The sequence below is a fragment of the Roseobacter sp. AzwK-3b genome, from assembly GCF_000170875.1.
Classification (GTDB): Bacteria; Pseudomonadota; Alphaproteobacteria; order Rhodobacterales; family Rhodobacteraceae; genus Roseovarius; species Roseovarius litoreus.
Genome location: NZ_ABCR01000004.1, coordinates 342750 through 356019, shown reverse-complemented (window position 1 = coordinate 356019; position 13270 = coordinate 342750). Strand labels below are relative to the sequence as shown.

General features: G+C 56.5%; 12 protein-coding genes. 3 read left to right on the top strand and 9 right to left on the bottom strand.

All coding sequences use genetic code 11. The annotated features are described in order from the left end of the window. Positions 1-28 precede the first annotated feature (28 nt). From RAZWK3B_RS09850 to RAZWK3B_RS09825, 6 genes are all read right to left on the bottom strand, one after another. The gene (locus tag RAZWK3B_RS09850; protein WP_007814644.1) at positions 29-601 is read right to left on the bottom strand and encodes a hypothetical protein; all 573 of its coding nucleotides are present in this window, start codon (positions 599-601) and stop codon (positions 29-31) included. 38 nt (positions 602-639) lie between these two features. Continuing rightward, positions 640-1035, bottom strand: coding sequence for a VOC family protein (locus RAZWK3B_RS09845; protein WP_007814643.1), 396 nt, complete (start codon positions 1033-1035; stop codon positions 640-642). Positions 1036-1124: 89 nt separating this feature from the next. Then, entirely contained in the window at positions 1125-1418 is a 294-nt protein-coding gene (locus tag RAZWK3B_RS09840; protein WP_007814642.1) for a ribbon-helix-helix domain-containing protein, read from the bottom strand. Between the two features lie 99 nt (positions 1419-1517). Further along, positions 1518-2315, bottom strand: a complete 798-nt coding sequence (locus RAZWK3B_RS09835) for a phosphodiesterase (RefSeq protein WP_232279509.1) — start codon at positions 2313-2315, stop codon at positions 1518-1520. A 40-nt stretch (positions 2316-2355) separates the two neighbouring features. Next, positions 2356-5796, bottom strand: a complete 3441-nt coding sequence (locus RAZWK3B_RS09830) for a pyruvate carboxylase (protein ID WP_007814640.1) — start codon at positions 5794-5796, stop codon at positions 2356-2358. Between the two features lie 248 nt (positions 5797-6044). Beyond that, positions 6045-7184, bottom strand: coding sequence for an alpha-hydroxy acid oxidase (locus RAZWK3B_RS09825; RefSeq protein ID WP_007814639.1), 1140 nt, complete (start codon positions 7182-7184; stop codon positions 6045-6047). 258 nt (positions 7185-7442) lie between these two features. On the opposite strand from RAZWK3B_RS09825, the gene RAZWK3B_RS09820 reads away from it, so the two are divergent. Next, the gene (locus tag RAZWK3B_RS09820; RefSeq protein ID WP_007814638.1) at positions 7443-8891 is read left to right on the top strand and encodes a DUF6538 domain-containing protein; all 1449 of its coding nucleotides are present in this window, start codon (positions 7443-7445) and stop codon (positions 8889-8891) included. A 444-nt stretch (positions 8892-9335) separates the two neighbouring features. On the opposite strand, the gene RAZWK3B_RS09815 is transcribed toward RAZWK3B_RS09820, so the two are convergent. The 3 genes from RAZWK3B_RS09815 to RAZWK3B_RS09805 all read right to left on the bottom strand — a co-directional run bounded on the left by RAZWK3B_RS09815 (position 9336) and on the right by RAZWK3B_RS09805 (position 12075). Then, positions 9336-9752, bottom strand: a complete 417-nt coding sequence (locus RAZWK3B_RS09815) for a VOC family protein (RefSeq protein WP_037295434.1) — start codon at positions 9750-9752, stop codon at positions 9336-9338. A gap of 61 nt (positions 9753-9813) precedes the next feature. Next, the gene (locus tag RAZWK3B_RS09810) at positions 9814-11349 is read right to left on the bottom strand and encodes a hypothetical protein (RefSeq protein ID WP_157132215.1); all 1536 of its coding nucleotides are present in this window, start codon (positions 11347-11349) and stop codon (positions 9814-9816) included. A gap of 528 nt (positions 11350-11877) precedes the next feature. Next, positions 11878-12075 carry a hypothetical protein gene (locus RAZWK3B_RS09805; RefSeq protein ID WP_007814635.1) on the bottom strand — a complete coding sequence of 66 codons (198 nt, stop codon included), beginning with the start codon at positions 12073-12075 and terminating at the stop codon, positions 11878-11880. A gap of 4 nt (positions 12076-12079) precedes the next feature. Between RAZWK3B_RS09805 and RAZWK3B_RS09800 the strand changes: the two genes are divergently transcribed. Further along, positions 12080-12301, top strand: a complete 222-nt coding sequence (locus tag RAZWK3B_RS09800; RefSeq protein ID WP_157132214.1) for a hypothetical protein — start codon at positions 12080-12082, stop codon at positions 12299-12301. Between the two features lie 249 nt (positions 12302-12550). Next, complete coding sequence (locus RAZWK3B_RS09795) at positions 12551-13093, top strand: recombinase family protein (RefSeq protein ID WP_007814632.1); 543 nt, start codon at positions 12551-12553, stop codon at positions 13091-13093. The last annotated feature ends 177 nt before the right edge of the window (positions 13094-13270 follow it).

The following is a 13270-nucleotide window of genomic DNA, read 5'->3' as shown; positions in this document are numbered from 1 at the left end:
GTCTGTTCTCCTCCCTAACTGCTATGGCTCAGAGCCAGTCGATGTCGTCGAAACCGCGGTCGATGTAACCGCCTTGCGTGAAGGACTCGCCCTCGTAGCCGAACAGCGGCCAGACCTCTTTCTGATTGTAGAGGCCGGTCACCAGACCGCCGCGGATCTGCTGAAAGAACGCGCTGTCCTCCATGCCGCGCAGGATATCGACGCGGTCGCGTTCCCAGCCCATCGAGAGGTAATCGGCAAAGCCCTTGCCTTGGGCCGCGGCATCGAGTGCGGCGATGCCGGCCTCGATGTCAGGGGCGCCTTCGGGGGTGTCGTAGCCTTTGACCGCGCGGGCGTAATAGGCGTCGCCCACATGGTCATGCGGGTAGATGTCGCGCGCCATCTGGATGAGCGTGGCCATGGTCTTTGGTTGCAGGTTCGCGGTTTCCATCGCCCATGCGGCGTCGGTGCTGGCAACGAAGCCCGCGCCGACGACGAAAGTGGCGCCGGCGGCCATGCCGCGCGACAGAAGCTGGCGTCGCGTCAGGCCGTGCTTGGGGCCGCGTTTGGGGCCGGTCGGCTGGCCCTTTGGCTGGCGCGATTGCTGGCTGTTTGGTGTCATGTCTTGTCTCCTCCCTAGAGCTCTGGTCGTATCGGCGGTTATTTGAAGCGACCGCCGCGCTGAAGCACTTCGATCTGGTATCCGTCAGGGTCCGCGACGAAGAAGAATTTGCCCACCAACTCCCCATCGGGGGCGAATTCGACGATCTTGCGGGGGGCGAGGCCTTCGGCCTCGAAACGGGCGTGCTCGGCCTCGAGATCCTCGACGAGCACGGCCAGATGGCCATAGCCATCGCCAAGGTCATAAGGCTCGGTGCGGCCTTTGTTCACGGTCAACTCGACCTCGAACGGGGTTTCGTCATTGCTGAGGTAAACCAGCGTGAAGTCGCTGAAATCGAGCCTGTCGGCGATTTCGAGCCCAAAGGCGCGGCGGTAAAAATCAACCGATCGCGACTCGTCGAGAACGCGGATCATGCTGTGGATGGCTTTGGCCATGAAATCCTCCGGATCGTTAATTGGTCCGGAAAGTTTGCCAAAGCGGGGGATGGCACGGGTAGTAAGCGGTTACTACACCGCGAGAATGGTCATTCGGCGGCGATCCGGGCGCCCGGTGCGGGCAGATCGCGTTCGCGGTGCACAAGGCAGGTGCAGCGCAGAAGGGCGGTGAAATTTTTCGGCTCGCCCTTCAGTTCCAGCACTTCGCCATGCAGCTTGGAGACGAAAGCGGGTGTCGAAAGGCCTTCGCCCTCGGCGATTTCATCGAGAATGGCCCAGAAGGATTTTTCAAGCCGGATGCTGGTGCTCTGGCCATTGAGACGCATCCGGCGGGTTTCAAGTTCGTAGCGTTCGGGGTCTTGCCCCGCGAAGATTCTGCACATCTTTCTTGTCCTCCCTTGGACGGCAAACGGGCCGCCGGAGTCGAGCATACCACTTTTTTCGGATTTGACAGCCCGGGTGTGGCACCTGCCCGAAGGGGCCTAGCGGGGGGCGTAGCTTTGGGGCCGCGTCGCGGGCAGGCCGACATCCTGACTGTGAACGATCACGCCCGAGGGCGTGAGCAGCAGGATGCCATAGGCGCCCGGCTCGTCGATGGACAGGTGGACATCATTGCCCGTCAGCATCATCGGCGCCTGATGGCAGGGGCTTTTGAAGATCGTCACCGGCAGGCCGCCGGCGTTGCCGCTGATCGAGCGGTGGATATGGCCGCTGATGATATGAGCGGTGCGGCCATGCGCGCGGAGCCTGTCGGTCAGCGCGTCGCGGTTGCGCAGGCCGATCCTGTCCATGGCGGGAAAGCCGCAATCGATGGGCGGATGATGGGTGAACACGGTGATCAGACGATCGCCCGCCCCCAGAAGTGCATTGTCCAGCCAACGCATGCGACCTGGGCTGAGCCATCCGCTGTGGCGGTCGGGCGCGTCCTCGTCCAGGGTGTCGAGAAGGATCAGGCGATGGCCCTTGAGGTCGTGCATCTGCTGGCAATGGCCAGAGGATGTCCGGGGCATCGAGGGGAAGGCCGCCGAAAAGGCGGCGCGGCGGTCGTGATTGCCGAGCATGAGGCTGACCGGGATCGGGCAGCGCGACAGAAGCGTGCGCAGGCGGGCATATTCGGCGGGGGCGCCATTATGGGTCAGGTCGCCAGTGATGACGATCCGCGCGGCATCGCGATGGTTGTCCAGCGCATGGGCAAGGGCCTGGGCAAAACGCGCTGCGGGATCCAGCCCGATGAGGGTTTCCCCCTCGGGCAGGATGTGCAGATCTGTAAACACGAGCACTTTGTGCAAACTGATACCCTTTTCGCCGTGTGGCGTGGCCTTATTCCAGTTCGATCAACAGATCCTTGGCGTCGATCTGGCCGCCCGGCTGCACATGCACGGCTTTCACGGTGGCGTCATGTTCGGCGTGAATGCCGGTTTCCATCTTCATCGCTTCGATGGTCAGCAGCATGTCGCCCTTCTTGACCTTCTGGCCAACGCTTGCGGTGACGCTGGCCACGACGCCGGGCATCGGTGCGCCGACATGGTTCGCGTTGCCCAGTTCGGCCTTGGGGCGCGCGGCGGTCGAGGCCTTGGCCTTGCGGTCGGGCACGCGGATCACACGCGGCTGGCCGTTGAGTTCGAAGAACACCTTGACCTCGCCATCCTCGCCGGTTTCGCCGACGGTCTGCAGGCGGATCTCGAGGATCTTGCCGGGGTCGATTTCGGCAGAGATCTCTTCGCCGGGCTGCATCCCGTAGAAGAATGTCCGGGTGGGCAGGGTGCGCACCGGGCCATAGATGCGGTGGCGGCCCATGTAATCCAGAAAGACCTTCGGATACATGAGATAACCGTTGAGATCCTCGTTATCCACCTGCTTGCCTTCGAGCAGATCGACGAGTTCCTTGCGGGCAGCGTCCAGATCGACGGGATCGAGATGCGCGCCGGGGCGTTCGGTGTTGGGCTCTTCGTCCTTGAGCACCTTCAGAAGGATCGCGGGAGGAAAGCCGCCGGGGGGCTGGCCCAGATTGCCGCGCATCATGTCGATGACTGAATCCGGGAAGGCCACGTCGCGATCGGGATCTTCGACATCGGCGCGGCTGAGACCCTGACTGACCATCATCAGCGCCATGTCGCCCACCACCTTGGACGAGGGCGTGACCTTGACGATATCGCCAAACATCTGGTTCACCTCGGCATAGGTGCGGGCGACGTCGGGCCATTTGTCCTCGAGGCCCATGGAGCGGGCCTGCGCCTTGAGATTGGTGAACTGGCCACCGGGCATTTCGTGCAGGTAAACCTCGGAGGCGGGCGCCTGAAGACCGGATTCGAAGGCCACATACTGGGCGCGGACATGCTCCCAGTAGTTCGAGATTTCGCGGATGCGTTCGATGTCGATGCCGGTGTCGCGCTCGGTATGCATCAGCGCCTCGACGATCGAGCCCAGACAGGGCTGCGAGGTGCCGCCCGAGAAGGCGTCCATCGCCGCATCCACCGCATCGACGCCCGCATCGGCGGCGGCAAGGATCGTGCCGCCCGCAATGCCGCTGGTGTCGTGGGTGTGGAAATGCACGGGGATGTCCAGCTCGTCCTTGAGGGCGCGGACCAGCAGGCGCGCGGCGGCGGGTTTCAGCAAGCCCGCCATGTCCTTGAGGCCCAGCACATGCGCGCCTGCGGCCTGCAGCTCCTTGGCCATGGAGACATAGTATTTCAGGTCATACTTGGCGCGGTCCGGATCGAGGATATCGCCGGTATAGCAGATCGTGCCTTCGCAGATCTTGCCGCTGTCGATCACCGCATCCATCGCGACGCGCATGTTTTCGACCCAGTTGAGGCTGTCGAAGACGCGGAACACGTCGATCCCGGTTTCCGCCGCCTGACGCACGAATTCCTGCACCACGTTGTCGGGATAGTTGGTGTAGCCCACCCCGTTCGAGGCGCGCAGCAGCATCTGGGTCAGCAGGTTGGGCATGGCCGCGCGCAACTCGCGCAGGCGCTGCCACGGGCATTCCTGCAAGAAGCGGTAGGCCACGTCGAAGGTGGCGCCGCCCCAGCATTCGACCGAAAAGAGCTGCGGGAGATTGGCAGCATAGGTCGGGGCCACCTTGATCATGTCGATCGAGCGCATCCGCGTGGCCAGAAGCGACTGGTGCCCGTCGCGCATGGTGGTGTCGGTCAAGAGAAGCTGCTTTTGCGCCAGCATCCAATCCGCGACGGCCTTGGGGCCTTTGTCCTCGAGCAGGGTGCGGGTGCCGGGGGGCGGCGTGCCGATCAGGCGCGGCGGGCGCGGCGCCTTGATGTCGGCCGAGGGTTCGGGGCGGCCTGCCGTCTCGGGGTGGCCGTTGACGGTGATGTCGGCGATGTAGGTCAGCACCTTGGTGCCGCGGTCGCGGCGCTTGGAGAATTTGAAAAGGTCGGGCGTCTCGTCGATGAACTTGGTGGTGTATTCGTTGTTCAGGAAGGTGGGGTGCTTGAGCAGGTTCTCGACGAAGGCGATGTTGGTGGAGACGCCGCGAATGCGGAATTCGCGCAGGGCGCGGTCCATCCGGGCGATCGCGGCCTGAGGCGTCTGCGCATGGGCGGTGACCTTGACCAGAAGCGAGTCGTAAAACCGGGTGATGACCCCGCCCGCATAGGCGGTGCCGCCATCGAGGCGGATGCCCATGCCGGTGGCCGCGCGGTAAGCGGTCAGGCGGCCATAATCGGGGATGAAGTTGTTTTGCGGGTCTTCGGTGGTGATCCGGGTCTGCAGGGCGTGACCGTTGAGCGTGATGCTGTCCTGATCGGGCTTGCCGGTGGCTTCCTGGATGGTCTTGCCTTCGGCGATGCGGATCTGGGCCTGGACGATGTCGATGCCGGTCACTTCTTCGGTGACGGTGTGTTCGACCTGCACGCGGGGATTCACTTCGATGAAGTAGAACTGGCTGGTGTCCATATCCATCAGGAACTCGACCGTGCCGGCGCATTCGTAATTGACGTGCTTGCAGATCTTGTAGCCCAGCTCGCAGATCTCGGCGCGTTGCAGGTCGGTGAGATAGGGGGCGGGGGCGCGCTCGACGACCTTCTGGTTGCGGCGCTGCACCGAGCAGTCACGCTCGAAGAGGTGATACATCTGGCCATGCTTGTCGCCGAGGATCTGAACCTCGACGTGGCGGGCGCGCAGGATCATCTTTTCGAGATAGCCCTCGCCGTTGCCGAAGGCGGCTTCGGCCTCGCGTCGGCCTTCGAGCACCTTCTCGGCTAGCTCGTCGGGGCCGTTGATCGGGCGCATGCCACGCCCGCCGCCGCCCCAGGACGCCTTGAGCATCAGGGGATACCCGATTTCGGCGGCCTCGCGGCGGATGGCGTCCATGTCCTCGCCCAGCACTTCGGTGGCGGGGATGACGGGCACGCCGGCCTCGATGGCGACGCGTCGGGCGCTGGCCTTGTCGCCGAGCGCGCGCATGGTGTCAGCCTTGGGGCCGATGAAGGTGATGCCGTTCTTGACACAGGCATCCACGAAATCTGGGTTTTCCGACAGAAGGCCATAGCCGGGATGGATTGCGTCGGCGCCGGATTCGAGGGCGACGCGGATGATCTCGTCGATCGAGAGATAGGCCGCGACCGGGCCGAGACCTTCGCCGATGCGGTAAGCTTCATCGGCCTTGAAACGGTGCAGGCCCAGCTTGTCCTCTTCGGCGAAGACGGCGACGGTGCGCTTTCCAAGCTCGTTGGCGGCGCGCATGATGCGGATGGCGATTTCGCCGCGGTTCGCGATAAGGATTTTCTTGAATTCGCTCACGGGCCCGGATCCCCCTGCTGATATGGTTCGTGGCCGGCACAACGCACCGACGCGGGTTGCTGCGCTGCAGCGCTATGACGGCAACTTTTAGAATTTGCGCAAAGTTTACGCAATGGCACAACGGGGGCTTCCACCCGTTGGCGAGATTTTCTGCCCGATCGGGCAGTGGGCCTGTCCGGTCGAAACCTTTGGAAAATCATATGAAAGCAATGGCTTGCTTTGTGAAGGCGTGAAAGCGGGTGGTGCGGTCAGCCATGCGAGATTACCCGATTGCGCACCTCGGTCAGCGTGGTCAGGCCCAACTGACCCATATTGGCCTCAAGATCGAGTTTGAGAATCTCGACCAGATGGGCGGGGCCGTCGGCACCCAGAGCGCCGAGCGCATAATGCCAGGCGCGGCCGAACATGACATGATCGGCGCCCAGGGCGATCGCGCGCAGGATATCGAGACCGCCTTCGAAGCCGCCGTCGATGATCACCGGCAGCCCGGTGGCGGCGCGGATCGCGGGCAGGCGTTCGATCGTGGCCGGGGCGCCGTCGAATTGCCGGCCTGCGTGGTTCGAGATCCAGACCGCATCGACGCCTGCCGCTTCAAGGGCGCCGGCATCGTCGGCATCGAGCACGCCCTTGACGATCATCGGGCCACTCCAGGCGTCGCGCAGCCAGCGCAGATAGTCCCAGTCAGGCGCGGTGCGCAGCAGGTAGCCTGCGTGCTTGTTCGAGGGCAAGCCCTTGGTCTGGCCTGCATATTCGTCGATCAGCTTCATTCGGGGCATGCCGCGCTGTGCGATACCGAGCGCCCATGCCGGGCAGCGCGCCACCTGCGCCATCAGGCGCGGCGTGAGTTTGGGAGGCGTGGTCAGCCCGGAGCGCACTTGCCGTTCACGGCGGCTGGGAACGGGGACATCGACAGTGAGAATCAGCGTGCCGAACCCGGCGTCACGGGCCTTTTGCAGCATGTCGGTCCGAATGTCGGGATCGCGGGGCGGATACATCTGGAACCACGCATCCTCGCCCAGATCGCGGGACAGGTCCGCAGGCGTCTGGGTGGCGACGGTCGAGAGGCAATAGGGGATACCCGCGCGGGCGGCGGCACGGGCAAGCATCGGCTCGGCGCCGGGCCAGATCATCCCCGACATGCCCACGGGCGCGATGCCGAAGGGCAGGGGCAATGTGCGTCCCATCAGCTCGACCGACAGGTCGGGCTTCACCTCGCCATGCAGGATCGAGGGCATGAGGATCACCTCGTCGAGCTTGGTGCGGTTACGGGCCTTCGTGGCCTCGGCGCCGGTGCCGCTGTCGAGATATTCCCAGACGAAACGGGGGATGCGGCCGCGCGCGCGGGCACGCAGATCGGAGAGGGCGGGGTATTGGGCGTGGTGATCCATGGCGCGGGAATGTAAGCGTTTACATCGCATTGTCCAGAGGGATTGATCGGGAGGAGAAAGGCAGAAGTTTACCATGCCTTCCAAGGGCGTTTGCCGCGCGACCCGGCATCTGTTAACCTTTTGTTAAGGGATTCATCGGCGTAAGTGCCATAATTACTTATATACAGTGACTTACTGTACATATTGACCCTAATTTGGAACCTATTGTGGTATCAACGAGCACCTTGTAGCCAAGGCTGAATTGAAGGGGGATTTGAATTGCACCAGCGGCGGTATCATCCAGCAACATTGCAGAGGCGCAAGGGCAAATATTACGTCTGCGTTACCAAGCCTAAGGAGCTGCAATTTGGCGCTGATCGTCAGGCGCGGCGAAGCACGGGTACGAGTGACAAGCGACAGGCCGAGTACATGCTCCATGAACTTACTCAAGACATTTACAAGGAGTTCGATAGGCTTCTGGAGCGTAGTGATCCCGTCTATGAGCGCCTGCGCCCAGTGTTAGAGCAAGAGGGTATCAACACCCGCGAATGGTATTCCGGGGGTAAAGTTTCAGTACGAGTAACCGGGGGCCGCACCTTAGCAGCGAAGTTGGGAATGGGCTGTCAAGATATCAAAGTAACCGAGGTCTGGTCTGCTGAAAATCATCTGGAATTATGCACTCTCGTGTCTCAGCTGGGCCATCCAATCCCGGCAGATATTGTCCATCTCCTACCTGAAGAGGAGCGAGAGCAATTTCTTAATCTAACAAAGCCTAGTGATATTCCGTCAGGCGAATTGGTGGATTTTGTAACTGGTGCACACGAGCGCGGCCTTGCTGATTTAGCCAAGACATCGTTAGAAAAATTGCAGAGCTTGTCACGTGTGCAGATTGCTCAAGATGATGTTCCCGAACCCAGCGGCACCACCCTTCAATCTATCATAGAGGCTTACATTGAGAGCAGGCCAGAGCGGTCAAGAAGGCAAGACCGGGGTCAACTCGCTAAATGGATGCAACACCCTGAGATGGGCAAAAAGCCTTTGGGGGAGGTCGATATCTATGATGTCTATGACTTCTTAAATGAGCTGGGTGAAGATTTGAGCGTATCCAGCTTGAGGGTTTTCCGGGCAGCGATGTCGAATGTTTACAATTGGTGCAACAAACAGCGTGATCTCGGTATCAAGTACAATCCTTGGCGGGGCATTGACATGACAGGAATGGGTCAGGATGCAGTAGACCGTCTGCCATTCACATCCGAGCAGCTTCACCATTTGTTCAAGTTGGATATGCCAGATGATTGCCGCAAAGCCTTTGCTATTTTGGTGACTACGGGCCTGAGGGGTGGTGAACTAGTGCAGCTTGCGAAGCGCCAAAAGGTTGAGGTTAAAGACGGCATCAAATTCCTCGACCTCAGAGAGATAACTACCAAGAATAAAGGTTCAAAGCGACTTGTCCCCCTCCATGACCTTGCCAATGAACTGCCCAAAAGTTTTACGCAGCAAAAGCTCCGATCATTGGTCCGTCGTGTCACAAATGATCCCCGAGTAGTAGTACATAGCCTGAGGCATACTGCGAAAGACTTGTTCCGCGATGCTGGCATATCGAAGGAGGTTTCAGATTTTATAACCGGGCATGCGCAGGGAGATGTTTCTGGTAAATACGGGGTGGGGCCATCTCTGCAGGTCAGGTATGAAGCTATTAACCGTGTAGCTCACCCGTGGCTAAGATAAAAAAACCTCCGCCGAATGAACGACGGAGGGAACTTGAGGGGCAGTTGTCTTCTAGAGGACGAAAAGATAACGCAATATTTCTAAAAAGCATGATGGTTATCCGATCACAAGTACTGTCTTCAGATAAAGATATCTCCCAGCGATAACTGTTTGGAATATGCGCGTTCATCCGTCGTCACTTGCCAATTCATGCGCTGAGCAATGGAATTTAGCATCCACAAAGCTGTTATTGGATTTGCACAAGGCTGACGTTTGAAAGGCCTTTAAGCGTTTATCCGTCCATATGCCGTTTACTACAGCCCGTCCTCCAAGCCATTCAGAGCACGTCGCGCATACTGGTTCGTTGATTCTAAAATATGCCAAGTCACCCTCCCCAAGCGTGAGGGAAGTAGTGTTAATATCGCCCTGGGCAAAATTCCTGCAAGGGTTCAGGCGAGCGGCTTATCAATCGACTGCCTGATGCACCTCAATGACATTGCCTTCCGGATCGTGAAAGAAGACCTGATGCCACTCTTTCGCAAAGGCTGTTCCATAATCCGAATAAGGAATGCCATTTTCGTCGAGTAAGGCCGTTAGTGCTTGGATGTCGTCTGTACGAAAAGCTATATGACCGCGCTCGACAGGGTTGATAACTTCCCCATTCTTGAATGCCACCGTTAGGTCTTTGGTAGCTAGGTGAAACTGTATGCTGCCATCAGTCGCGAATTTGATCTTACCGTCATAGCCACTGGTTTCTGTAGCCTTTGGCCTTGGGAAGGACGCGATTGGTATATCTTCAAGACCCAGCACGTTGGTGTAGAAATCGTGTAGCCGATCAACGTCTTCAGACACATAGTTGATGTGATGAAATTCTAGCTTCATGGTCTCGATCTCTATTTGCCTTAGTAATGTAAGGACGCACACAACTCTCCCATTGACTTCCCTATCTCTTATATTCCTTACTATGTTCTAACCATTTATAATATTTCATCTTTCTGAGTTCATACTGTTCTGTAGGTTTCACTTTGTTGGGTATCTTGATCTTAGCATTCCGTCCTGTTCGGTACCCTTTAATATTGCCCTGTATAACGGTTGGTATCTCACTACCATTAGACTTGGTGTCCTGATCAATCCCCTTATGTATTATTTGCTGTGATGCGAGGTCGAGGGCTTTCCTCAATTCCTGTTGGTTGTCGTCTTGGATGATGAAGCTGTCATGGATGCATAAAACCGGGATGCCCTGCTGTGTGAAGTAATCGATCACTAGGTTTGCGATCTGACTATCCAAGTTCATCAGGTGCAGCGCCTTTCCCGTGTTAAGGGCCTCTCGCATTTCTGGGTATTGGTCCGTAAAGGCATCCAGCAAAATCTGTAGCTGTTCATTAGTCAGCTTCTTTAATGGGTCGCCCCTCTTGTGCGCATTCCTGAAGGCAGCGAAGGCACCATTGGCGTTGTTGGCGTTGATAGCCATGAGGATAAGAGACTTTACCGCGTCCCTTTGTTGCTGCACGTTAGGTATCAAGTCTGGCAAAACCAATCGGTCCAATCGGTACGGGTCGGCAGCCGACGTTTCCATAAGCATATTTGGATGCATGGCTTTAAAGTCGATCTCTACGGTCGGCTGGTCGTTGATGTAGATGTCTTTCCTCAATTCTTTCGGTATCTGTAGCCACCACCCACCATAGAAGCGTCCACCCTTGGACCAGTTATCGTCCTCAGTTCCGTTGAATACGCGGTGTACATGTTTGTTTTCAGGACCGATTGAGATTTTGATCTCTTGTCCAGCGCGTTTGCCAGTTTCGATTATCCGGCGCACGAATGGCTCTTCTAATGACGGAATATCAATGAAGGTTTGCTTTAGCAGCTCGTTATAGGCTTCTAGCTGTTCTCTGATACGGTTGGTGTAGTCAGTGTCGATGTATTCGATATTGCGCTTGTGAACCCGTTCCGTCTCATCCTCGTAACGCTCGCGCAGGATAATCAACTGGCGACCAACATGGTAGTCGATGTCATAAAGTGTAGCCGAGATTTGCTCAAACTCGTTCCGAAGCTTTTCACTTGGCCGAATACGCGTTGTGTAGTTGTCACCTTTACCGGTGCGGTCGTTATATCCGGGCAGACTATCAATGTAGTCTTCATCTTCTAGCAGCTTCTCGACCTGTATGATCTTTGGCGAAATGAAGACTTTGTTGTATCGGCTATTGACCTGATAGTCGTTTTTATTCTTGCTGAATCCAGTTGCTAGTGTCGGATCGTGCAACCAGCGCACATACAAGTCCACCAGCAAAACTCTTAGCATTTGGTACGCGGATCTTTTGCCTTTCCTATTCCCAGATTTGTCGAGAATATTGATGTTAGCTTTGGTGTAGAGGTGATCAGATAACGACTTGATCTCAGGGTGATTGGACCACTTATGAACGTCCAATGGTGCCGAATGCCAGCGGTCGATTTTTGGAAAGCCTGTTTGATCTTCGGTCATCACTTGCCCCAGCTGCCACTGGCCACGTTAGTCCTTGTCGCTACATCCAAGCACTCAGCTCAACACTGCTCAACCCATGACACACTGATATTGTAGTCTGGCAAGTGCTTTACAGCCAGTTTGGATTAACTCCGAAACCACATGTTGTGCAGTATAATGAGAATGTAACAATATGTAGATAAATTTACCTTGACTCGCTCTTGCGTAGCAGAATTGTTTGTCTTTCGTTTGATGAATAATAACGCCGCCCTAAGACTTAAAAGCAGACCGGCAGGTGGATCTCATGAAAAAAACCTTGGTACTTGCATTCATTGGAGTAACTTTGGCGGCTTCAAACGCAACCGCAAACGGGATGTGCCCTTTTGATGAGCAAGGACCGTTGGGGTGCCCCGACGGAACAGTCTGGTATGCAGAGTTTGAGGTATGTTTACCACCCGAGGAGTTGGTTGGTTGATCAGCGATATTAAAACAAAATCGGACTAGCCAATGTTCAATGATGATGTGCCTGCAAAATGCCCTGAGTGCTCTTCAATCGACGTTGAATTTGATCGTGAAATGATACGGTGCAAAAGCTGCGAGGCGAGTGATCAATTTAAGCTCACCCCTCAAATGAAGGACGAAAGCGCCTTTGCCGACATTAACAAAGAACACGCGATCTCCGTACTCAGACGATGGGGTTTTGCCGGTTAATACGTCCATTTTAACCAAAGAGGCGATATCAAACATGAGGATGCAACATATCAGCGAAGTTTGCGACCTATTGGCTATTGAGGGGGAACGTCGATACGAGGAAACGCGTAATGTTTGGCAAAGCTTGGCGGGAGAGTTTGAAGACAACGCCTCTTTAACAGTGGATGAAGCCAATCAGTTGGAGGCCGCGCGAAAAGAGCACCATCGGGCCGCCAAGGAATATCTTGCGATCGCATTCAAAGCCAAGTTTTTGGAAATCTGAGTTTCTGCCAATATACGTAAAACCCCTAAGACAGGCGTTGTTAAAGCTCTAGCAAATGTATTTCCATGACGCTCTTTAGCGTTGCGCAGTCATTGATGGGTAGAGCTGAAGCTGTGTAGTCACATCCAAGTGTAGCCTAGTGACGCTGTTACCGTGTTACCGGTTTTGGGGTAACATATGACTGATTTTACTTCCTGTTGTTACCGAATCATCATAGTCTAGTATCAAATGTTACTACTGGAGGCTAACATGGCTACTATTGGATATCGGCGTGTGAGTTCAGAGGGGCAAAACCTTGATCGTCAAGAACTGGGCGAACTGGATAAGGTGTTTGAGGAAAAGCTTTCGGGTAAATCCGCCAAGGATCGCCCCGCACTACAAGCAATGATCGACTATGCCCGCGAAGGCGACAACGTTGTGGTTTATTCCATCGACCGGCTTGCCCGTGATCTGAGAGACCTTCAGGACATCATTCAAACCCTAAACGACAAAGGCGTTGCTATTAGCTTCTTGAGTGAACGCCTGACTTTCAGCGCCGATGCGGACGATGCATTCGCCAAACTACAACTGCAGATGATGGGGGCATTCGCTGAGTTTGAACGCAATATCATCCGCAAACGCCAAGCTGAAGGGATCGCCAAAGCCAAGGCTGCTGGAAAGTTCAAGGGAGGCAAGAAACGGATCGACCGTGATCAAGTCCACAAGCTGCGCTCTGACGGCCTCAGCACCTACAAGATTGCAGAACAGATGGGTATCAGCCGCATGAGTGTTTACCGCATCTTAAATGGGTAAATACTACTGACATATATCTGAGGGGGCTCTACATGTAGCGGGTCCCCCCAGATCATACCACTAGGGATTGATTCATCTGGGTGGCCACCAACTACAATAAAAACCCCACTTTTACTTTTGGACTTTCATCATACCCCACGGGTCTTTGGGTGCGGAAAAGAATTGGTTTTCGATGTA

What these genes read in the sequence shown, in the direction of transcription:
- RAZWK3B_RS09815 (WP_037295434.1), bottom strand. Translation starts at nt 9,752, where the DNA reads ATGAAGCTAGAATTTCATCACATCAACTATGTGTCTGAAGACGTTGAT.
- RAZWK3B_RS09840 (WP_007814642.1), bottom strand. Translation starts at nt 1,418, where the DNA reads ATGTGCAGAATCTTCGCGGGGCAAGACCCCGAACGCTACGAACTTGAA.
- RAZWK3B_RS09800 (WP_157132214.1), top strand. Translation starts at nt 12,080, where the DNA reads ATGCAACATATCAGCGAAGTTTGCGACCTATTGGCTATTGAGGGGGAA.
- RAZWK3B_RS09845 (WP_007814643.1), bottom strand. Translation starts at nt 1,035, where the DNA reads ATGGCCAAAGCCATCCACAGCATGATCCGCGTTCTCGACGAGTCGCGA.
- RAZWK3B_RS09795 (WP_007814632.1), top strand. Translation starts at nt 12,551, where the DNA reads ATGGCTACTATTGGATATCGGCGTGTGAGTTCAGAGGGGCAAAACCTT.
- RAZWK3B_RS09825 (WP_007814639.1), bottom strand. Translation starts at nt 7,184, where the DNA reads ATGGATCACCACGCCCAATACCCCGCCCTCTCCGATCTGCGTGCCCGC.
- RAZWK3B_RS09850 (WP_007814644.1), bottom strand. Translation starts at nt 601, where the DNA reads ATGACACCAAACAGCCAGCAATCGCGCCAGCCAAAGGGCCAGCCGACC.
- RAZWK3B_RS09810 (WP_157132215.1), bottom strand. Translation starts at nt 11,349, where the DNA reads ATGACCGAAGATCAAACAGGCTTTCCAAAAATCGACCGCTGGCATTCG.
- RAZWK3B_RS09805 (WP_007814635.1), bottom strand. Translation starts at nt 12,075, where the DNA reads ATGTTTGATATCGCCTCTTTGGTTAAAATGGACGTATTAACCGGCAAA.